Source organism: Actinomadura graeca (assembly GCF_019175365.1).
Taxonomy (GTDB): Bacteria; Actinomycetota; Actinomycetes; order Streptosporangiales; family Streptosporangiaceae; genus Spirillospora; species Spirillospora graeca.
The window spans coordinates 306,320-325,391 of sequence record NZ_CP059572.1 but is presented as its reverse complement, the minus strand read 5'-3'; the positions used below and the strand labels follow the sequence as shown (position 1 = coordinate 325,391).

The following is a 19,072-nucleotide window of genomic DNA, read 5'->3' as shown; positions in this document are numbered from 1 at the left end:
CTCGCCGCCCGATCGCCCTGGGAGATCAGCGGACGAAGACGCTGCCGGCCTGCCGGAACCGGGCGGCGTCGCCGGGCGACAGGGGACGGCCGGCGAGCGGGCCCCTGCAACCTGGGAAGACGAACACGAGCGCGGCCTCGTCGGTCCGGTTGTCGACCGCTACCGGCTTCGGCGGGGGCGTTCCCTGGACGGGGATGCAGCCGCTCGGGTCCTCATACCGGGTCTGGTCGATGATCAGGGTCCCGGTGGCGGCGGCGGCCGGGCCGGCCGGTGCGAGCAGGGCGGCGAGCGCGAGCGCGGCCAGCAGGAAGCGCGTGATCATGTGGTTCCTTTCCCAGATTCTGCAAGGAACTCACGGATATCACTATGAGTAGCTATATAGACACTATCTGTGCGGTGCTAAGGCTGTGATGGTCGCGGCTCAGGCCGGATGCCGAGTTCATCGAGCAGACGGCGCACACGACGGTCGATCTCGTCGCGGATCGGACGGATCGCGTCCGCGTCCTGCCCGGCGGGGTCGTCCAGCGTCCAGTCCAGGTAGCGCCTGCCGGGGAAGGAGGGGCAGGCGTCCCCGCAGCCCATCGTGATCACGACGTCACCGGACCGCACGGCCTCGGCGGTGAGGACCGCGGGCTTCGCGGCGGACACGTCGATTACGCCGTGCAGGACAAGGTGAGGGTGACCGGCCGCGGCAAGGAGCCGTGGGAGGTGCACGTGGTGAAGGCCGACACCTTCGGCAAGGACGCCCAGGGCGCCGCCGGGTGCGTGTGCGGCACGTGACGTGCCCCGGGTTCACCTGCCATTCCGGTGAATGGAAAGGTGATGTTCCCCCGCGCCTTCGGCATGGTGAGGCTTAGGGAGGGGATCTGTGCACCCGGCGGGTCCCCGCGCGCTGACCTGAGGAGGAACGATGTCGTTGCTCGACCCCGGCCTGTGGACCGGCAAGATCTTCGACGGCGGCTGGACCGTCGGGCGGGGCGGCGTCTACGACGTCGTCGAGCCCGCCACCGGCGGGACGCTCGGCACGCTGGGCCAGGCGGACGGCTCCGACGTCGCCCGTGCCGCGTCGGCCGCCGCCGCGGCGCAGCGGGACTGGGCGGCCCGTCCCTACGAGGAGCGGGCGGCGATCCTGCGGCGGGCGGGCCGGCTGTTCGAGGAGCACACCGAGGAGATCCGGGACTGGATCGTCCGGGAGGCGGGCTCGATCCCTCCCAAGGCCGAGCTGGAGACGCATTTCGCCGCGAACCTGTGCTATGAGTCGGCGGCGCTGGCCTCGCATCCGCAGGGGCTCGTCCTGCCGTCCGCGCAGCCGCGCTGGAGCCTGGCGCGGCGGCGGCCCGCGGGGGTGGTGAGCGTCATCTCGCCGTTCAACTTCCCGCTGATCCTGTCGATGCGCTCGGTGGCGCCGGCGCTGGCGCTGGGCAACTCGGTGCTGCTCAAGCCCGACCCCCGCACCGCGGTGTGCGGCGGTGTGGTGCTCGCGCGGGTGTTCCAGGAGGCGGGGCTGCCCGAGGGGCTGCTGCACCTGCTGCCGGGCGGCCGCGAGGCCGGTGAGGCGGTCGTCGCGGCGCCGGAGGTGCGGGTGGTGTCGTTCACCGGCTCCACCGCGGCCGGACGCAAGATCGGTGAGGTGTGCGGGCGGATGCTCAAGCGCGTGCACCTGGAGCTGGGCGGCAACAACGCGCTGATCGTGCTGCCGGGCGCGGACGTGTCCAAGGCGGTGTCGGCGGGCGCGTGGGGCTCGTTCCTGCACCAGGGGCAGATCTGCATGACGACGGGACGGCACCTCGTCCACGAGAGCCTGCACGAGGAGTACGTCGCGGCGCTGGCCGACAAGGCCGACAAGCTGCCGGTCGGTGACCCGGCCGCCGGGCCGGTGGCGCTGGGCCCGATCATCGACGAGCGGCAGCTCGCGCACATCGACGGGCTGGTCCGCGGGACGGTCGCGGCGGGCGCGCGGCTGGCGGCGGGCGGCACCCACGAGGGGCTGTTCTACCGTCCGACGGTGCTCGCGGAGGTGAGCCCGGAGATGCCCGCGTACGCGCAGGAGGTGTTCGGGCCGGTCGCCCCCGTCGTGCCGTTCGCGACCACCGAGGACGCCGTGGCGCTGGCGGCCGACAGCGAGTACGGGCTGTCGCTGGGCATCCTCGGCGACGTCGGCCAGGCGATGAAGATCGCCGACGCGGTCCCGACCGGGCTGGTCCACATCAACGACCAGACCGTCAACGACGAGCCGGTGGTGCCGTTCGGCGGCCTGGCGGCGTCCGGCAACGGATCGCGGTTCGGCGGCCCGGACGCCAACATCGAGGCGTTCACCGAGTCGCAGTGGGTCACGATGCGCGGCGAGATCGCCCCGCACCCGTTCTGACCGGGGACGACGCGAGGCCGGGTCGCGCGGGCCCGGCCTCTCAGATCATCTCGGGGTGGCCGGTGAGGGGGCCCTTGCCCGTCTCGCGCAGCCACCGCCGCTCGCGCTCCCCGGGCGCGGGGCCGGTGGTGGTCTCCAGCGCGCCCACGTGGCCGGCGAGCTCGTCGCCCGGCTCGACCACGAGCTTCTCGTAGTGCGGCGGCCATCTCAGCATGAGCCGGCGCCCGCAGGTGGGGCACGCCCACTCCTCCAGACCGGACTCCTCGGTCCCGACCATCCGCATCTCATGCGCTTTCCGCAAGACGGCCTCCTCAACCGCTGCTCCCACGCCGCGGCGATCTCGGCGAGGTCCCGGTCTCCGGTACGCCTACCGTCATAGCCCTTGACAGCGTCTTTAAACGGTTTTGCCCCCTCTGACCTGCTCGAATGCATCATCGGGAGGGTCGGGACGGCCCGGGCCGCCGGGTGAGGGCGGCGCGGACGGCGGCGCCGATCCCGGCGACGGCCTCGGCGGGACGGCGGGCGAAGGAGCCCCAGCCGAGGAAGCTGTGGTCCAGGCCCGTCCCGGCGATCAGCGTGACCGGCACCCCCGCCGACCGCAGCCGCGCCGCGTGTTCCTCGGCCTGCGGGCGCAGCCGGTCGTACTCGGCCGTCGCGATCACCGCCGGGGGCAGGCCGCCGGGGTCGGGGTCCAGCAGCGGCGACACGTCCGGGCGGGCGCGGTCGACGCCCCGCAGGTAGATCTCCAGGACCGGCCTCACCCCGTGCGGGGGAAGGGCCAGCCCGTCGGGGTCGGGCGGGTCCGGCGGCTCCTCCCGCAGGTCAAGGGCCGGGTAGATCAGCACCTGCAGGGCCGGACGCGCCGGGCCGGGGGCCCGCAGGCGGGACGCGGCGGTCGCGGCGAGCTGCGCGCCCGCGCTGTCGCCCGCCACGCCGATCCGGGAGGGGTCCAGGCCGAGCCGGGCGGCGTTCGACACGGCCCAGCGGACGGCGGCGACGGCGTCGTCCAGGGCCGCCGGGAAGCGGTGTTCGGGCGGCCTGCGGTAGCCGACGGACAGCCAGCCGACACCGCTCGCCACGGCCAGCGCCCGCACCACGGGGTCGTAGCTGTCCACATCGCCGAGCGCCCAGCCGCCGCCGTGGAAGTACACCAGCCCGGGGACCGGCTCCTCGCCCGCGGGACGGTAGAGGCGGGCGGGCAGGGGCCCGGAGGGGCCGTCGACGGCCAGGTCCTCGACCACGCCGACGTGCGGGCGGGGACTGCGGGCGAGGTCGGCGGCGTGCTCGCGGCGCGCGTCCTCGATCGTCCGGTCCCGCGCCGGCGCCGCGGGTCCGGCGGCCAGGCGGCGGCGCATGTAGGCCAGGTACTCGGGATCGCGGCCCATGGAACCCCCGGTGACGGCAGGGCGGACGATCCTCAGCCTACGGCGCCTGGAAAACCCATTGGAGGTCACGGCGAGGTGCCGATGACCTCACCCGGTGTCCGTTTCGAGCCCGGCTCTCCCCTGACACCGTCGTCGCGTTCGCCCATCCGGACCAGTGGGTCGTGCTCTTCCGCGTCCGGCAGGACTACCTCATCCAAGGCGCAGTGACCACGCCGACATCGAAGGCCCCGCTCAGACCTCGGGGAGCAGCGGGCCGAGCGGCCCCAGGTCGAGGTTGAGGTCCTGGTCGTCCAGCTCGAAGTGGTCCTTGAGCTTGACCATCGCCTCGTCCAGCCGCATCAGCGCCAGGCCGAGCTGCTCGACCTGCTCGTCGGTGAGGTCGCCGCCCTCCGCGCGGCGCAGCGCCTGCCGCTCCATCAGCTGGCGGATCAGCTCGACCAGCGTCAGGACGAGCTTCACGAGGTCGCGCTCCACCGTCTCCGGGTCGGTGCGCAGGCGCTGCACGGTCCGCGAGGACGGCGACGGCCCGGGTCCGCGGGCGGGCGCGGCCCGGGCCGGGTCCTCGGAGGCCGCGTCGCCGCCGGCCAGGAGGTCGCCGGTGAACCGGTCCCCCGCCAGCGGGTCCCGCACCGACATCTCGCCGGTGACCGGTTCCCGGCGCGTCCGGCTCATGACTCCCCCTCGGGCAGCAGCTCGTCGCGGACGGTGGTGATCAAGGCGCGCAGCGATATCTGCACCAGGTCGACGTCGGCGACCGAGATGACCAGGTCCCCCGTGATGACGACACCGCCGGCGAGCAGCCGGTCGAGCAGGTCGACCAGCGCGATCCGCTGCGCGGGGGCGCCGGCGCCGGCCTCCAGGGCCGCCGTCACGACGCCGGGTCCCCGGCGGCGGGCGCCGCGGACACCGTGTCGGCGTCGATGAAGGAGTACGGCGGCCAGGGCCCCGTCACCTCCAGCTCGACGCCTTCGAGGTGGCCCGCGGCCGCGCGGGCCGCCGCGAGGAAACCGGCCTCGCGCTCGTCGTCGAGCAGGTAGGCGGCGTTCATGATCTGCGTTCCCGCACGGCCCGACAGCCTCGGGTCCTGCGGCGGATGGTGCCGCGAGGCGATGGCGTGCTCCGCGAGCTCGGCGTGGAGGGCGGACGCCCGCTCGGCCATCCGGCGGCCCGCGTCCTCGCGGCGGCGGCGCTCGTCCTGGCGCCGCCGCAGGTACGCCGTGCCCGCGCCCGCCCCGGGCTTGGGGGGCCGGGAGCCGGTGAGGGGCTCGGCCCTCGGCTCGAGCCCCCCACCGGGGTCCGATCCGGCCGGTTCGGCGGGCTCGGGCGGGCTCGCGTAGACCTTGACGCCCCACTCCGAGCGGCCGGCGATGCCGTCCAGCACCTCGCCGAACCGTTCACGCTGGTCCGCGAGGATCTCGGCGACCCGCGCGTCGTCGCGGTAGAGGGTCGCGATCCGCACCGGCGCCGTGGGCGCGGCGTGCGCCGCCCGGTCCACCACCTCGTGGTGGGCGCGGGCGGTCTCCTCCAGCCACGCCAGGTCCTCCAGGTTGGCGCGCAGCGCCGCCTCGCCGTAGTCGTCCAGCCGGACGGTGCTGACCAGCGCGGTCAGCCCGCCCGCGACGACGCCGCGGACGGCCGCGCCGGACACGCCCGGCGTCCCGCCGAGCGCGGCCGGGTCGAGATCGCGGGCCACCCCGTACAGGTAGACGGCCGTTCCGGTCATGACGCGTCCCCCTCCGCCCCGTTGCCCTCCCTGGCCTCCAGCGCGGCGAGCCGCTCGCGCAGCCGCCGGTTCTCCTCCAGCAGCCCCCCGTCCGCGCCGTCCTCCACCTCACGGTCGCCGCCGTCCCCCTTCCGGGCCCGCGACGACAGTGACGGGTCGTGCTCCCACCAGTCGATGCCCATCTCCTTGGCGCGGTCGACCGAGGCCACCAGCAGCCGCAGCTTGATGGTCAGCAGCTCGATGTCCAGCAGGTTCACCCGGACGTCGCCGACGATCACGATGCCCTTGTCCAGGATCCGCTCCAGCAGGTCGGCGAGGTTCGCCGACTGCTGCGCGGGCGGCCCCGACATCGACCGCGCCGGCGACCGCCCGCCGGTCCAGGAGATCTCGCTCAACGCTTCTCAGTCCCTCTCCACTCGTCCGCGGTTGTAGCGCCGCGCGCGGCGGAAGGCGACCAGGTCGCCGTCCTCGTCCACCTCGGTTTCGTAGACCGCCAGGATGTCGGCGGAATCGGGGATGCGGTGGGTCTCCACCACCTCCACCGTGACGCGCCACCCCTCGCCGGCGCGCTCCATCCCCACGACGCCCTCGGCGCTGCGGCCGGTCATCGCGGTGACGTGCTCGGCCGCGCGCTTGGCGGCCTCTGCCGCGGACATCATCACTGGCCTCCTCGCTACAGGCTCCGCGCCCGGCCCTCGTGGAGCCGGCGGATCAGGTCCTCTTCCAGCACGGCGGCCTCCTCCTCGGTGATCTCGCCGGTGGCCACGTCGTCGGCCACCTGCTGCATCTCCGCGGCGATCCGCCCCGGGTCGTACAGCCGCGCCTCCGCCTGCTCGGTGAGCACCCCGGCCATCCAGACCACGCCGCGGACGGGCGCCAGCGGCAGCGTGACCAGCCCGGTGAAGAAGCCCATCGGGTCACGCCTCCGGGACGAAGTCGTAGGGCGGCAGCGGCCCGATCAGCCGGACCCGGACGCGCTCGGAGTTCGCCTCGCCCAGCTGGTCCACGGCACGCTCGAAGTCCGCGCGCCGCCCTTCGGCGACCAGGAAGGACGCGTCCAGCACGTCCTCCTCGCGGGCGGGCGTCTTGCGGACGAACGCCTCCGCGGCGGGCGCGGCGCCCTCCAGGAGCACCTGCCCGTCGTGCTCGCGGCGCCGCTCCATCGCCTGGGCGATCAGCTCGCCGAGCCGGACCCGGTCGTAGTAGACGGCGTCGGCGGCGTCCGCGGGGACCTCCCGCAGCCGCGCCGCCAGGTCGGCGATCTCGGGCTCGGCCCGCAGGATCTCCGCCAGGACCGCGTCCTGGACGTAGGTGGCCTTCACGCGCATCTCCACCCGGCCCTCAAGCTGGTCCAGGACCTGCCCGAGCCTGTCGGTGTTGCCGGCCAGCAGTTCCTTCTCCACCGCCTCGCGGTCCGACAGCGCCGCGCCGAACCGGAACGGCACGACCGTGACCCCCGCGTCCAGCAGCGCGTTCAGGACCCGCTGGTGCGCGACCAGGTCGGCGCGCTCGCCGAGCGCCCGCCCGGCGGGCAGGTCGCTGATGACCGCCGCGCAATGGCCGCCGTTGCCGACCACCGTCACCGGACGCTCGTCCAGGCCCGTGATGCCGGACGGCAGCTCCACACCGGCGCGGATCACCCCGTACACATACTGGGGGGCGGGCCCCTCGGGCTGCGGCGTCGTCATTCGTCGTCCTCCTTCTTACGGGACGAGCTGCGCCGCGCGGACTGCTTGCCCTCGTCCTCGTCCTCGTCGTCGGAGTCCGACGAGCCGAAGGTCTCCTTGAGGCGTTCCTGGGCGCCTTCGAGGGCGCCCCTCGTCTTCTTCTTCGCGCCGGACTCCTGCATGCCCCCGACGAACTCCGGCAGCCCCTGCGAGGTGCCGTCGTGGGCGATGTCGAGCCGGTTGACGGCCTTGGCGAACCGGAGGTAGGTGTCCACGCTGGCGACGACGATCCGCACGTCCACGGTGAGGATCTCGATCCCCACCAGCGACACGCGGGCGTACAGGTCGATGACCAAGCCCTTCTCGAGGATCAGGTCGACGACGTCAGCCAGGCTGCTGCCCGTGCGGCCTCGTTGGGCGGTATTGCTGCCCGAGGTCTGCTGGGCGATCGGCCCAGTCATCTCATCCACTCCTTGGGGGTTGGGGGGTCTTGCGTTCGGATGGATTTCGGATGGATACGGACGGATTCAGATGGATTCGGTCGTTCCCGGGCCCATCTACCCGTACTGATCTCCTTAAACGGGCTGCGGGTCGTCCGGCCGCCCGCAGCGGGTCAGCGCTTGCGTGCCACGCGCCGCCCGACGAGGACCGCGGCACCCGCGGCGGCGACGACGGGCGCGGCCTTCAGGAGCCGCCGCAGCGTCATCAGCCGCGTGAGCATCACGACGCGTCCGGGCAGGGCCGTGACCTGCCCGCCGACCTTGGCACCGGCCCGTCCGGCCGCGCTTCCGGTGTCGGCGGCCTTCTTCCCGGCCTTCGTGGTGCCCTTCCGGGTGCTCTCCTGTGCTTCCTTCGCAGCGTCCCCGGCCTGCTTCACGGTGGGGGGCTTCATGCGTGTTCCTTCCCTGGGGGTTCCGTTCACCTGCCGGCCGCCATGCGGCCGCGTTCGCGCTTTACCCGAACCAGAGAGGACAAACCAGGCAGGTGGCGGCGTGCTGGTCACCGCGCACAGAGCCCCCCGAGTCGATGTCCCGTGCGGTGGCCGGATCGTGTCGGCGCGGTTGGAACCGTCCGACGGGGTATGCGAAGCGCATGAGGACGCCGGATCCCGTCAGGCTGCTGCGCACCGGACCCGCGCGCCGGGCCGCGGAGCCGCTGGTCTGGTGGACGGTCCTGCTGGCCTCCTACCTCGCGTTGGTCTCCGCCGTCTCCGTGACCGAGATCACCATCGGAGCGCTGACCGCCGCGGCCGGGGCGGCGGCCGCCGTCGCCGGGCGCCGCGCCCTGTTCACCACCGGCACCGCCGGCGACCCCGAGGGCGGTGTGCACCCCGCAGCCGATCTGGTTCCCGGCCGGCGGCCCGTCCCGCCCGCCCGGCTGCTTCCGCCGCTGGCGCTGCTGCCCGGGCAGATCGTCACCGACACCGCCCTCGTCATGGTGCGCGGCGCGGGTGGCGGGTGGGCCGACCAGGGCGTCGCGCCGGGCGCGGCCAACCGCGGCGCCGCCACACTGCTGCTGTCCGTCTCTCCCGGCACCTACGTCGGCGCCGTGGATCCCGGGCGCGGCACGCTGCGCGTGCACCGGCTGCGCGCCCGCCCGTCGCCGTTCGAGCGCCGCCTCCGCAACACGGGCCTGCTCAGGGACGGGGAGCGGCCATCATGAGCCTCGCCGTCCCCGCCCTCGCGGTCATGCTCGGCGGCGTCCTGCCCGCGCTGCTGGCCACCCTGCGCGGCACGGCGGAGGACCGGCTCGCCGGGCTCATCGTCACCGGGCCGCTGGTCACCCTCGCCCTGACCCTGCTGGCCGCCGCCTACGGCAGGCCCTCCTACCTCGACGTCGCCCTCGTGCTGGCGCTGCTGTCGTTCGCCGGGTCCCTGGTGTTCGCGCGGTTCCTCGGCCGGACGCTGTGACGGGACGGACCGCGATGAGCCTCTCCCCCCTCTCCGACGTGCTGATCTGGGCCGGCACCGCCGTCGCCGTGCTCACGCTGGTGCGGCTTCCCTTCACCGCCGGCGCCGCCGCGCGGCTGCACGTCGTCGCACCCGTCACCGTGCTCGCGGCGCCGCTGCTGCTGATCGGCCTGGCGCTGCGGCCCTGGTCGTCGTGGCACGACGTCGCCAAGCTCGCCGCCATCGCGGTGCTGCTCGCCGCGACCGGGCCCGCGACCGTGGTGACCTCCGGCCAGGCGGTCGGGAGGACGCCCCGTGGATGACCCGCTCTCCGGCCCCCTCTCGGGCGTCCTTGCCGGCACCGCGCTGGCCCTGGTCGCGCTGATGGCCACGGCGGTCGTCCTCACCCGCGACCCCACCCGGCAGGCGATCGTGCTGTCGGGCTACGGGCTGACGCTCGGCCTGCTGTTCCTCATCCTGCAGGCACCGGACGTCGCCATGTCGCAGATCGGCGTCGGGACGGTCGTCGTCCCGCTCGTCGTCATCCTGGCCCTGCACGCCACCCGCCGCTACCGCGAGGACGCGGACGGAGCCGGGGACCCGGCCGACGACCCGGCCGACCGGCCCCGCGCACACGGCGAGGACGGCACGCCCGCAGAAGACGGGACGCGCCCGTGAAGGCCCGCGCCAGGACCCTCCTGTTCGCCGCCGGTGCGGCGGGGACCGGGGCGCTGTTCGCCGCCGGGGCCCTGGAACTGCCCGGCTTCGGCGGCCCGTCGCACCCCTACGGGGACCGCGCCGTCCGCGAGGCGCTCGGCACGGGCACCGCCAACGTCGTCTCCTCGGTGAACTTCGACCAGCGGGCGTTCGACACGATCGGCGAGGAGCTGATCCTGCTGGCGTCCGCGCTCGGCGCCGTGGTGCTGCTCCGCGTCGTCCGGAGCGAGGAGGAGGACGACGGCGCCGCGCACCGGCACGGGCCCGCCGAGGTCTCCGACGCGCTGCGGATCGTCGGCTACCTGCTGCTCCCGCTGACCCTGATGGCCGGCGTCTACATCGTCGCGCACGGCGCCCGGTCGCCCGGCGGCGGGTTCCAGGGCGGCGTCGTCCTCGGCACCGCCGTCCACCTGCTCTACCTCGCCGGGGACTATCCGGCGCTGCGGCGGCTGCGGCCCATCCCGGTGTTCGAGGCCGCCGAGGCGCTCGCCGCCGGCGCGTTCGTGGCGCTCGGCCTGGCCGCCGCCGGCCAGGTGCCCGCCCTCAACGCCGTCGTCGGCGCGGAGGTCGGCTGTGCCCTGGTGCTGCTGATCGGCAAGTTCTTCGAGCGGGCACTGCTCGTCCGCGAGCCCCCGGAGCCGCCGTGAGCCACCTGCCCTACCTGACCGCCGGCTGGATCATGCTCGTCGGCGTCTACGGGATGGTCACCAGCCGCGACCTGGTCCACGCCGTGGTGTGCCTGTCGGTGACCCAGTCCGGCACCTACGTGCTGCTGCTGTCCATCGGCTACCGGTCGGGCGCCACCGCGCCGGTGTTCTCCGACCGTCCGCCCGGCGGCCGCCCCGTCACCGACCCCGTCGTGCAGGCCATGACGCTCACCGACATCGTCGTGGGCGCGACCGTCACCGCGCTGCTGCTGGCCCTGGCGGTGCAGGTCGCCAAGCGGCGCGGCACCCTGGACCCCGGCGGGCTCCGCTCCCTCGAATCGTGATCCTCCAGCTCACCGTCGCGGTGCCGGTGCTGGTCGCGGCCCTCCTCGCGGCCGCCGGGCGGTGGCTGCCGCGCCTGGTCGTGGACGCCTCCGCCGTCCTGGCCGTCGCCGCCGTCACCGCTCTCGCCGCCGTCACGCTGGCGCGCTCCCCGCACGGCGCGCAGGTCACCTGGCTCGGCGGGTGGGGCCCCGGCACCGGCGTCGGCATCCCGCTGGTCGCCGACCCCCTCGCCGCCGCGCTCGCCCTGCTCACCGCGCTGCTCACCCTCGCCGCGCTGATGTTCTCCTGGCGCTTCTTCACCGAGGTCCAGGCGATCTTCCACACTCTGCTGCTGCTGTTCCTGGCCGCCATGTGCGGGTTCGTCTACACCGGCGACCTGTTCGACGCGTTCGTGTTCTTCGAGCTGATGAGCGTCGTGGCGTTCGCGCTCACCGGCTACCGGTCGGAGGAGCCGTCCACCGTCCACGGCGCCCTCAACTTCGGGATCATCGCCTCGCTCGGCGCCTACCTCACCCTCGCGGGCATCGGGCTGGTCTACGCCCGCACCGGGGAGCTGGGCCTGGCCGCCATCGGACGGCAGCTCCCCGGGCACGGCGACGCCCTCGTCACCGCCGCGTTCGTGCTGATCTGTACCGGCTACCTCGTCAAGGCCGCCGCCGTGCCGTTCCACTTCTGGCTCGCCGACGCGCACGCCGTCGCGCCGACGCCGGTCTGCGTGCTCTTCTCCGGGGTGATGGTGGAGCTCGGCGTGTACGGGATCGCCCGGACCTACTGGGCCGCGTTCGACGGGCTGGTCCCCCTGCGGGGCGTCGCCGTGCTCGGCGCCGCCGCCGCGCTGCTGGGCGCGGTGATGTGCGTCCTGCAGAGCCACATCAAGCGGATGCTGGCCTACTCCACCATCAGCCACGTCGGGCTGCTGCTGGCCGGCGTCGCGGCCCGGTCCCCGGACGCGCTCGCCGGGACCGCCTACTCCCTCGCCGGGCACGCCGGGGTGAAGGCCGCGCTGTTCCTCGCCGCGGGCGCGCTGCTCAACCGGCACGAGACGGTGGACGAGCACGACCTGCGCGGCCGGGGCCGGAGCATGCCCGTCACCGGCGCGGTCTTCCTGCTCGGGGCGCTCGGCCTGGCGGGCCTGCCGCCGTCCGGGCTGTGGGCCGGGCACGCGGTCACCGAGCACGCGGCCGGGCACATCGGCTGGTGGTGGTTCACCCCGCTGGCGGTCGCCTCGTCCGCGCTGACCGCCGGCGCCGTCCTGCGGGTCTGGTACCGCGTGTTCCGCGCCGGCCCCGCCGGCGACGGCCCGCCCGACGGCGGCGGCCGCGGGCACGAGGACCCCGAGACGCGCCGGAGCCTGCGCTCCCTGCCCTGGACGATGGTCGCCCCCGGCGCCGTGCTGCTCGCCGCCGGCCTGCTGTCCGGGCTGATCCCCGGCGGGCCCGTCGCCACCGCCGCCGCGGCGTTCGCCGACCACGGCGCCTACGCGGGCCTGGTCCTGGACGACAGCGTCCCGCAGCTTCACGCTCCCCCGGCCGACCCGTGGACCGCGCCCGGTCTCGCCGGGGCCGCGGTGTCGCTGCTGCTCGCGGTCGTGGTCGCCGTCCACGCGCTGCGGCGCCCGGCCCGCAGGTCCCGGCCGGACCCCGCCCGCCCGCTGAGACGCGCCGCGCACGCCACGGCCCGGCGCCTGCACGCCCTGCACTCAGGGCACATCGGCGACTACGCCGCATGGCTCACCGCGGGCGTCGCGGTGCTGGCGCTGCTCACGACGCGGCCGTGATCCCGGTAGAGTTAATGAATAGCCGTTCATAAACCGGGAGGCGCGCGTGTCCACCGACCGTCCGTTCACCGCCGCGGTCTTCATCGCCACGAGCCTGGACGGGTACATCGCCCGCGCCGACGGCGACATCGAGTGGCTCACCAGCCGCGGAGAGCAGGCGGGCGACGCGGGGTACGAGGAGTTCGCGGCGGGCGTCGACACCCTGGTGCTGGGACGCGCCAGCTACGAGAAGGTCCTCACGTTCGGCGCGTGGCCCTACGAGGGGATGCGCGTGGTGGTGCTGAGCACCCGCCTCCCCCAGGACGCGGACCCGCGTGTCACCGTCGTCCGCGACATGGACGCGCTGATGGAGGACCTCGCCGCCCACGGGGCCCGGCGCGTCTACGCCGACGGCGGCCAGGTCGTCCAGTCGTTCCTGCGCGCGGACCTGGTGGACGAGCTGACGGTCACCACGGTCCCGGTCCTGCTGGGCGGCGGGCTGCCGCTGTTCGGCGCCCTCGACCGCGACGTCGACCTGGCGCACCGCTCGACCCGCGTGCTCGGCGGCGGGCTCGTCCAGTCCACCTACGCGGTCGCCCGCGGCTGAGCCGCGCGGGCCCGGCCCGCCCGCTACAGGTAGTAGCCCTCGACCGGGACGGACGCCTCGCCGGGCAGCGCCGGGCCCTCGAACCGGACGCCCGGGCCCGTCACCGGCGGCTTCAGCGTCCGCAACTGCTCGGCCGACAGCGCGAACACCACCCGCCCGAGCCCCGAGCGGTCGATCGCGCCCGCGCACATCTCGCACGGCTGGCAGCTGGTGTACAGGGTCGTCGCCGCGGCCGCCGCGGGCCCGAGCTCGCGGCCCGCCCACCGCGCCAGCTTCAGCTCGGGGTGCGCGGTGATGTCGTCGTCGGAGATGCTGGAATTGCGCTCCTCCAGCAGGACGGTGCCGTCCTCGCCTACCAGCAGCGACCCGAACGGCGGGTTCCCGCCCGCGCGCGCCGATGCCGCCAGCTCCAGGGCCCGGCGCAGGAAACGCACGTCGTCGTCGGTCATGGGGCCTCCGTCCGCCACCCGGCCGCGGCGCCGGGAACGACCATGATCCCCCGGCCGGGGTCACACGGTCCACAACCGGCGCCGGCGGTAGTGCGGCTCCCAGACCAGCCGGTTGCGCGCCCGGGCCGCCTCCGGGAGCGCCGAGAGGAACCGGCTCCGCTCGACCGGCGCGATGCCGTCGACGATCCACGGGACGAACAGCGTCATGCGGGACCCGCAGTCGCGGTGGGCCGAGCCGGCGATCCCGCGCCAGTCCTCGGGCCCCAGCACCGACCGGGCCAGCGGCAGCGCGCTGATCTCCTCATGGCGCAGATGCGTCTCCAGGGCGTCCCTCAGCGCCCCGGCGGCGCCCGCCAGGTCGCCGCCGTCCTCCAGCGCCGCGTCGACCGCCACCAGCAGCGGCCCGATGCGGGCGTGCTCGGCCTCCATCTCCGCGAGCACGCCCAGGTCGGCGCGCCGCCCGCCCAGCGCCTGCGCGACCCGGGGCCACAGCAGGGCGTCCTCCATCCGATGGTGCAGGTGGAGCTGCTGCTTGAGGTTCTCCCACCCGGCGCGGACGTGCGGGGCGCGGGCCTTGCCCGCCGTCACGGCCGCCCCGAGCCGCTCCAGGTCACGGCGGAAGGCGTCGTGCGCCGCGTGGACGACGGTCAGGCCGGCGTCCTCCCGCGGCAGCGTCGCGAAAGTCTCCATACCTAGAAGAGGGGCCCGGCCGCCGGGATGTGACGCCTCCGGCTGGCCCGAGACGAAGCTCACATCCGCGGCGGTGAGCCGCCGGCCCGGGCGACGGCGGCCTCGATGCCGTCCAGCACCAGGGCGAGACCGCCCTCGAACGCCGTGCGGGCCGCGTGCTCCAGGTAGGAGACGTCCTCGGCCGCCGGCTCCGGCGGCGCCTCGGTATCGAGCCGCACCGTCGCGGGGAACCGTTCGGCGAAGTCGGGCGCGATGCTCTGGAGGACCTCGGTGCGGGAGTACCACCACTCCTCCTCCGACCTCCCGGTCGCGCGCACCGCCTCCCGCGACTCGGCCACGATCTGCGCCGAGCCGCGCACCACGTTCGACAGGGTCGACACCGCGTGCCGTACGTCCCGCGCGCCGAGCCCCGTCCCGGACAGGACGTTCAGGAGCGTCTCCAGCGCGCGGTACTCGTTCGGCCCGAGCACCGGGCGGGCCTGCGAGACCTGGAGCATCCACGGATGGCGCAGGTAGAAGGCCCAGGAGTCCTCCGCCCAGGCCGTGACCGCCGCCCGCCAGCCCTCGCCCGGGTCGTAGCCGGAGGGCAGCTCGGCGAGCGCCCGGTCGTACATCAGGTCGACCAGCTCGCCCTTGCCCGGGACGTAGGTGTACAGGGCCATCGCCGTCCGCCCGAGGCGCTCCCCGACCGCGCGCATCGACAGCGCGCCCATGCCCTCGGCGTCGGCGACGGCCACGGCGGCCGCCACGATCGCGTCCACGCTCAGCCCCGGCTTGGGCCCCGGGCCGGGTGCCCGCTCCCCGGGGCGCCACAGCAGATCCATGGTGCGGCGGGCGTCGCCCTGCCCGGCGAAGACGACCAACTTGCAACTCCTTATGCCATAAACTAACTTCGTCGGGCTCGACTCTTTACAGCCTAAGCCATCTGAAATGCCGGAGGCACGTGATGACCCAGCCAGCACCGGCGCCCCGGACGGCCGCCGACAGCCACGACGTCATCGAGGTCCGCGGAGCCCGGGAGAACAACCTCTCCGACATCAGCCTGGACATCCCCAAGCGGCGCCTCACCGTCTTCACCGGCGTGTCGGGGTCGGGGAAGTCGTCCCTGGTGTTCGGCACGATCGCGGCCGAGTCCCAGCGGCTGATCAACGAGACCTACACCGCGTTCATCCAGTCCTTCATGCCGAGCCTCGGCCGTCCCGACGTCGACACGCTCCGCAACCTGAGCGCGGCGATCATCGTCGACCAGGAGCGGATGGGCGCCAACGCGCGCTCCACCGTCGGGACGGCGACCGACGCGCACACGCTGCTGCGGATCGCCTTCAGCCGGATCGGCGAGCCGCGCGTCGGCACCTCCTCGGCGTTCAGCTTCAACAACGCCGAGGGCATGTGCCCCGGATGCGAGGGCCTCGGCCGCGCCACCCGGATCGACATCGACCAGCTCGTCGACCGGGACCGGTCCCTGAACGAGGGCGCCGTGACCGTCCCGAACTTCGCGGTCGACTCCTGGTACTGGAAGGTCCTCGCCGGATCCGGCTTCGTGGACCCCGACGTCAAGCTCCGCGACTACACCGACCAGCAGTGGGAGGACTTCCTCCACAAGCCCCCCACCAAGGTCAGGAACAGCGGCCTCAACACCACCTACGAGGGCCTGGTGGTCAAGGTCCAGCGGCTCTACCTCGGCAAGGACAAGGAGTCGCTCCAGCCGCACATCCGCGCGTTCGTCGACCGCGCCGTCACCTTCAGCACCTGCCGCGCCTGCGCCGGCACCCGGCTGGCGCCCGCCGCGCTGGCCAGCCGCATCGGCGGCCTGAACATCGCCGAGTGCGCGGCGATGCAGATCAGCGACCTCGCCCGCTTCGTGCGGGGCATCGACGAGCCGTCCGTCGCGCCGGTGCTGGCGACGCTGCGCGACACCCTGGACGCCCTCGTCGAGATCGGCCTCGGCTATCTGAGCCTGGACCGGGAGTCCACCAGCCTGTCGGGCGGGGAGGCGCAGCGGGTGAAGATGGTGCGGCACCTGGGCTCCAGCCTCACCGACGTGACCTACGTGTTCGACGAGCCGACGATCGGCCTGCACCCCCACGACATCCGCCGGATGAACGAGCTGCTGCTGCGGCTGCGCGACAAGGGCAACACCGTCCTGGTCGTCGAGCACAAGCCCGAGACGATCGCGATCGCCGACCACGTCGTCGACCTCGGCCCCGGCGCGGGCGCGGCGGGCGGACGGGTGTGCTTCGCCGGGGACGTCGCCGGGCTCCGCTCGTCCGGCACGCTCACCGGCCGCCACCTCGACCACCGCGCCCGGTTGCGCGAGCGGAGCCGCGAGCCCTCCGGGCACCTGGCGATCGAGGGCGCGAACCTGCACAACCTCAAGAACGTGGACGTGGAGATCCCGCTCGGCGTGCTGACCGTCGTCACCGGCGTCGCCGGGTCGGGCAAGAGCTCGCTGATCCACGGGTCGCTGCCCGGACGCGACGGCGTCGTGGTCGTCGACCAGTCCGCGATCCGCGGCTCCCGGCGCAGCAACCCCGCCACCTACACCGGCCTGCTCGACCCCGTCCGGACGGCGTTCGCCAAGGCCAACGGCGTCAAGGCCGGCCTGTTCAGCGCCAACTCCACGGGCGCGTGCCCCGCCTGCAAGGGCATCGGCGTCGTCTACACCGACCTGGCGATGATGGCGGGGGTCGCGTCGGTCTGCGAGGAGTGCGAGGGCAGGCGCTTCACCCCCGAGGTGCTCACCTACAAGCTGCGCGGCAAGGACATCAGCGAGGTCCTGGCGATGCCGGTCGACGAGGCCCGGGACTTCTTCACCGGCGGCCAGGCCCGCGCCGTCCTGGACCGGCTGTCGGACGTCGGCCTCGGCTACCTCGGCCTCGGGCAGCCGCTCACCACGCTGTCCGGCGGTGAGCGGCAGCGGCTCAAGCTGGCCATCCACATGGCGGAGAAGGCCGCGATCTACGTCCTGGACGAGCCGACGACCGGCCTGCACCTGGCCGACATCGACCAGCTGCTCGCCCTGCTCGACCGGCTCGTCGACGGCGGCGACACCGTCATCGTCATCGAGCACCACCAGGCCGTCATGGCGCACGCCGACTGGATCATCGACCTCGGTCCCGGCGCCGGCCACGACGGCGGCGAGATCGTCTTCACCGGCACGCCCGCCGACCTGGTGGCCAAGGGCGACTCCCTGACCGCCCGCCACCTGCGCGAATACGTCGCCTGACCCGCAAAAGCCCGGCCCGCCGGGTCAGACGAGCCAGGCCCCGCCGCGCATCAGGTCGCGTCCGGCCAGCTCGTTCGACTCCCGCCAGGATTGGAGCCGGTCCGGGCGGATGCGGTAGTAGGTGTAGGGCTCCGCCTGCGCGCGGGGGTCGAAGCCGGTCTTGGCCGCGAACGCGGCGGCGACGTCCTCGGCGATCCCGCCGTCGGGGACCGGCTCGGCCGTGCCCTCGATGAGGACGACGTCGCGGGTCGGCCCCACCCCGGCCCGCACCTTCCCGGACGACCGCAGGTTCCGTCCCGTCGGGCTGCCGCCCGGCGTGGCGACCAGCAGGGTCGTCCCGTCCCAGAGGAACGACAGCGGGACCATGTACGGCGTCCCGCTGGCGGGATCGGCCGTGGCGACCCAGGCGTCGACGTCGTTCTCCAGCCGGTCGAGCACGTCCCGCTTGCGCTGCTCGGTCGTCCGTGCGGGCGGCTTCATCCTCGTCAGCCTCCTGATCATCTCGTCCGCCACCAGGATGGCCCATCCCCCCGCCCGTCCACGACGGCGGGGCCACTAGGTCGCTGGACGTCCTAGAAGCGCGGCATCATGGAGCCATGCGCGATCCCTCCGGGCGGCTGCTGCGGCTGCTGTCCCTCCTGCAGGCGCCGCGCGAATGGTCGGGCGCCGAACTGGCCGAGCGGCTGGACGTCACCGCCCGTACCATCCGCCGCGACGTCGACCGGCTGCGCGAGCTGGGCTATCCGGTCCACGCCACGCACGGCAACACCGGCGGCTACCGGCTCGGCGCGGGGACGGCGATGCCGCCGCTGCTGCTGGACGACGACGAGGCGATCGCCATCGTCCTCGGCCTGCGCACCGCCGCCACCCTCGCCGTCGAGGACACCTCGCTGCGGGCGCTGGCCAAGCTGGAGCAGGTCCTGCCCCACCGCCTCCGGCACCGCGTGGCCGCGCTGTCCCAGGCGGCGGTCGCCCTGCCGCCGCAGGACCGCGGCGTCCCCGCCGCCGACCCCGGCCTCCTCGCCACGCTCGCCGCCGCCTGCGTGACCCACGAGCGCGTCCGGTTCGCCTACACACGCGCGGACGGCGAGGCGACCCGCCGCCATGCGCAGCCGCACCGTCTGGTGGCCGCCGGGCGCCGCTGGTACCTGGTCGCCTACGACGAGGACCGCGCGGACTGGCGCACGTTCCGCGCCGACCGGATCTCCGAGCCGCACCGCACCGGCGTCCGGGTCCCGCCCCGCGAGCTCCCGGGCGGCAAGGACGCGGTGTCCTGGGCGATGGACACCCTGGCCGGCGGGTCGGGCACGATCCGCGCCCGGCTGCGCCTGCACGTGCCGCTCGCCGAGGCGTCCGAGCAGGTGACCGCCTGGCAGGGCTTCCTGGAACCCCTCGACGACCGTTCGTGCCTGCTGCACACGCGGTCGGACTCGATGCACTTCCTGGCGTACCGGATCACGCTGCTGACCGTCGACTACACCCTGCTGGACCCGCCGGAGCTGGCCCCGCACCTGGCCGCCATCGCCCGCCGGGCGACCCACGCCATCGAGTCCTTCACCTGATCCGGCGGCACACCCCCTGGGCGGGCGTCCCCCCTCCCCGG

Annotated in this window: 27 protein-coding genes and 1 pseudogene; 11 read left to right on the top strand and 17 right to left on the bottom strand. The window is 74.3% G+C overall.

Annotation, left to right across the window (positions count from 1 at the left end; all coding sequences use genetic code 11):
* Positions 1 to 25: 25 nt before the first annotated feature.
* Both AGRA3207_RS01675 and AGRA3207_RS01670 read right to left on the bottom strand, forming a co-directional pair.
* Positions 26 to 322, bottom strand: a complete 297-nt coding sequence (locus AGRA3207_RS01675) for a hypothetical protein (protein WP_231332776.1) — start codon at positions 320 to 322, stop codon at positions 26 to 28.
* Positions 323 to 399: 77 nt separating this feature from the next.
* A pseudogene (locus tag AGRA3207_RS01670) lies at positions 400 to 654 on the bottom strand (low molecular weight phosphatase family protein); the annotation flags it as partial.
* 256 nt (positions 655 to 910) lie between these two features.
* On the opposite strand from AGRA3207_RS01670, the gene AGRA3207_RS01660 reads away from it, so the two are divergent.
* On the top strand, positions 911 to 2,368 hold the full coding sequence (locus AGRA3207_RS01660; protein WP_231332775.1) for a benzaldehyde dehydrogenase: 1,458 nt from the start codon (positions 911 to 913) through the stop codon (positions 2,366 to 2,368).
* A 40-nt stretch (positions 2,369 to 2,408) separates the two neighbouring features.
* Here AGRA3207_RS01660 and AGRA3207_RS01655 read toward each other — a convergent pair whose 3' ends face one another.
* The 11 genes from AGRA3207_RS01655 to AGRA3207_RS01605 form a co-directional block, all read right to left on the bottom strand.
* A complete protein-coding gene (locus AGRA3207_RS01655) occupies positions 2,409 to 2,669 on the bottom strand; it encodes a hypothetical protein (RefSeq protein WP_231332774.1) in 261 nt (86 codons plus the stop codon).
* 130 nt (positions 2,670 to 2,799) lie between these two features.
* Complete coding sequence (locus AGRA3207_RS01650; protein ID WP_231332773.1) at positions 2,800 to 3,753, bottom strand: alpha/beta hydrolase; 954 nt, start codon at positions 3,751 to 3,753, stop codon at positions 2,800 to 2,802.
* Positions 3,754 to 3,984: 231 nt separating this feature from the next.
* Entirely contained in the window at positions 3,985 to 4,425 is a 441-nt protein-coding gene (locus AGRA3207_RS01645) for a gas vesicle protein K (RefSeq protein WP_231332772.1), read from the bottom strand.
* Positions 4,422 to 4,625 (bottom strand): gas vesicle protein, encoded by a 204-nt coding sequence (locus AGRA3207_RS01640; RefSeq protein ID WP_231332771.1) that lies wholly within the window; start codon positions 4,623 to 4,625, stop codon positions 4,422 to 4,424. The genes AGRA3207_RS01645 and AGRA3207_RS01640 overlap by 4 nt, the downstream gene beginning before the upstream one ends.
* Entirely contained in the window at positions 4,622 to 5,476 is an 855-nt protein-coding gene (locus tag AGRA3207_RS01635; protein ID WP_231332770.1) for a GvpL/GvpF family gas vesicle protein, read from the bottom strand. Before AGRA3207_RS01635 ends, AGRA3207_RS01640 begins: the two co-directional genes overlap by 4 nt.
* Positions 5,473 to 5,871 carry a gas vesicle protein gene (locus AGRA3207_RS01630; RefSeq protein ID WP_231332769.1) on the bottom strand — a complete coding sequence of 133 codons (399 nt, stop codon included), beginning with the start codon at positions 5,869 to 5,871 and terminating at the stop codon, positions 5,473 to 5,475. The genes AGRA3207_RS01635 and AGRA3207_RS01630 overlap by 4 nt, the downstream gene beginning before the upstream one ends.
* A 6-nt stretch (positions 5,872 to 5,877) precedes the next feature.
* Positions 5,878 to 6,135 (bottom strand): gas vesicle protein GvpO, encoded by a 258-nt coding sequence (gvpO, locus tag AGRA3207_RS01625; protein WP_231332768.1) that lies wholly within the window; start codon positions 6,133 to 6,135, stop codon positions 5,878 to 5,880.
* Positions 6,136 to 6,149: 14 nt separating this feature from the next.
* Positions 6,150 to 6,389: a gas vesicle protein GvpG gene (locus tag AGRA3207_RS01620; RefSeq protein ID WP_231332767.1), complete on the bottom strand. Its 240-nt coding sequence runs from the start codon at positions 6,387 to 6,389 to the stop codon at positions 6,150 to 6,152.
* Between the two features lie 4 nt (positions 6,390 to 6,393).
* Complete coding sequence (locus tag AGRA3207_RS01615) at positions 6,394 to 7,164, bottom strand: GvpL/GvpF family gas vesicle protein (RefSeq protein ID WP_231332766.1); 771 nt, start codon at positions 7,162 to 7,164, stop codon at positions 6,394 to 6,396.
* Complete coding sequence (gene gvpJ / locus AGRA3207_RS01610) at positions 7,161 to 7,604, bottom strand: gas vesicle protein GvpJ (RefSeq protein WP_231332765.1); 444 nt, start codon at positions 7,602 to 7,604, stop codon at positions 7,161 to 7,163. The genes AGRA3207_RS01615 and gvpJ overlap by 4 nt, the downstream gene beginning before the upstream one ends.
* Positions 7,605 to 7,756: 152 nt before the next feature.
* A complete protein-coding gene (locus AGRA3207_RS01605) occupies positions 7,757 to 8,035 on the bottom strand; it encodes a hypothetical protein (protein ID WP_231332764.1) in 279 nt (92 codons plus the stop codon).
* A gap of 200 nt (positions 8,036 to 8,235) precedes the next feature.
* On the opposite strand from AGRA3207_RS01605, the gene AGRA3207_RS01600 reads away from it, so the two are divergent.
* From AGRA3207_RS01600 to AGRA3207_RS01565, 8 genes are read left to right on the top strand one after another with little or no spacing between them, the layout of a single operon-like run.
* On the top strand, positions 8,236 to 8,805 hold the full coding sequence (locus tag AGRA3207_RS01600; protein WP_231332763.1) for a hypothetical protein: 570 nt from the start codon (positions 8,236 to 8,238) through the stop codon (positions 8,803 to 8,805).
* Entirely contained in the window at positions 8,802 to 9,053 is a 252-nt protein-coding gene (locus AGRA3207_RS01595) for a monovalent cation/H+ antiporter complex subunit F (RefSeq protein WP_231332762.1), read from the top strand. The genes AGRA3207_RS01600 and AGRA3207_RS01595 overlap by 4 nt, the downstream gene beginning before the upstream one ends.
* A gap of 14 nt (positions 9,054 to 9,067) precedes the next feature.
* Positions 9,068 to 9,355: a monovalent cation/H(+) antiporter subunit G gene (locus AGRA3207_RS01590; protein ID WP_231332761.1), complete on the top strand. Its 288-nt coding sequence runs from the start codon at positions 9,068 to 9,070 to the stop codon at positions 9,353 to 9,355.
* Positions 9,348 to 9,710 carry a hydrogenase subunit MbhD domain-containing protein gene (locus AGRA3207_RS01585; protein ID WP_231332760.1) on the top strand — a complete coding sequence of 121 codons (363 nt, stop codon included), beginning with the start codon at positions 9,348 to 9,350 and terminating at the stop codon, positions 9,708 to 9,710. Before AGRA3207_RS01590 ends, AGRA3207_RS01585 begins: the two co-directional genes overlap by 8 nt.
* Complete coding sequence (locus tag AGRA3207_RS01580; RefSeq protein WP_231332759.1) at positions 9,707 to 10,396, top strand: MnhB domain-containing protein; 690 nt, start codon at positions 9,707 to 9,709, stop codon at positions 10,394 to 10,396. Before AGRA3207_RS01585 ends, AGRA3207_RS01580 begins: the two co-directional genes overlap by 4 nt.
* Positions 10,393 to 10,740 carry a sodium:proton antiporter gene (locus AGRA3207_RS01575; RefSeq protein ID WP_231332758.1) on the top strand — a complete coding sequence of 116 codons (348 nt, stop codon included), beginning with the start codon at positions 10,393 to 10,395 and terminating at the stop codon, positions 10,738 to 10,740. The genes AGRA3207_RS01580 and AGRA3207_RS01575 overlap by 4 nt, the downstream gene beginning before the upstream one ends.
* Positions 10,737 to 12,518: a complex I subunit 5 family protein gene (locus AGRA3207_RS01570; protein WP_231332757.1), complete on the top strand. Its 1,782-nt coding sequence runs from the start codon at positions 10,737 to 10,739 to the stop codon at positions 12,516 to 12,518. Before AGRA3207_RS01575 ends, AGRA3207_RS01570 begins: the two co-directional genes overlap by 4 nt.
* Positions 12,519 to 12,564: 46 nt before the next feature.
* Positions 12,565 to 13,104, top strand: a complete 540-nt coding sequence (locus tag AGRA3207_RS01565; protein WP_231332756.1) for a dihydrofolate reductase family protein — start codon at positions 12,565 to 12,567, stop codon at positions 13,102 to 13,104.
* Positions 13,105 to 13,127: 23 nt separating this feature from the next.
* Here AGRA3207_RS01565 and AGRA3207_RS01560 read toward each other — a convergent pair whose 3' ends face one another.
* From AGRA3207_RS01560 to AGRA3207_RS01550, 3 genes are read right to left on the bottom strand one after another with little or no spacing between them, the layout of a single operon-like run.
* Complete coding sequence (locus AGRA3207_RS01560; protein ID WP_231332755.1) at positions 13,128 to 13,553, bottom strand: nucleoside deaminase; 426 nt, start codon at positions 13,551 to 13,553, stop codon at positions 13,128 to 13,130.
* A 60-nt stretch (positions 13,554 to 13,613) separates the two neighbouring features.
* The gene (locus AGRA3207_RS01555; protein ID WP_231332754.1) at positions 13,614 to 14,243 is read right to left on the bottom strand and encodes a hemerythrin domain-containing protein; all 630 of its coding nucleotides are present in this window, start codon (positions 14,241 to 14,243) and stop codon (positions 13,614 to 13,616) included.
* 59 nt (positions 14,244 to 14,302) lie between these two features.
* Entirely contained in the window at positions 14,303 to 15,106 is an 804-nt protein-coding gene (locus AGRA3207_RS01550) for a TetR/AcrR family transcriptional regulator C-terminal domain-containing protein (protein ID WP_231332753.1), read from the bottom strand.
* Between the two features lie 83 nt (positions 15,107 to 15,189).
* Here AGRA3207_RS01550 and AGRA3207_RS01545 point away from each other — a divergent pair, with 83 nt between their 5' ends.
* Positions 15,190 to 17,469, top strand: a complete 2,280-nt coding sequence (locus AGRA3207_RS01545; protein WP_231332752.1) for an ATP-binding cassette domain-containing protein — start codon at positions 15,190 to 15,192, stop codon at positions 17,467 to 17,469.
* Positions 17,470 to 17,493: 24 nt separating this feature from the next.
* On the opposite strand, the gene AGRA3207_RS01540 is transcribed toward AGRA3207_RS01545, so the two are convergent.
* Entirely contained in the window at positions 17,494 to 17,949 is a 456-nt protein-coding gene (locus AGRA3207_RS01540; protein ID WP_231332751.1) for a pyridoxamine 5'-phosphate oxidase family protein, read from the bottom strand.
* Positions 17,950 to 18,065: 116 nt separating this feature from the next.
* Between AGRA3207_RS01540 and AGRA3207_RS01535 the strand changes: the two genes are divergently transcribed.
* Positions 18,066 to 19,031 carry a helix-turn-helix transcriptional regulator gene (locus AGRA3207_RS01535; protein WP_231332750.1) on the top strand — a complete coding sequence of 322 codons (966 nt, stop codon included), beginning with the start codon at positions 18,066 to 18,068 and terminating at the stop codon, positions 19,029 to 19,031.
* Positions 19,032 to 19,072 lie beyond the last annotated feature (41 nt).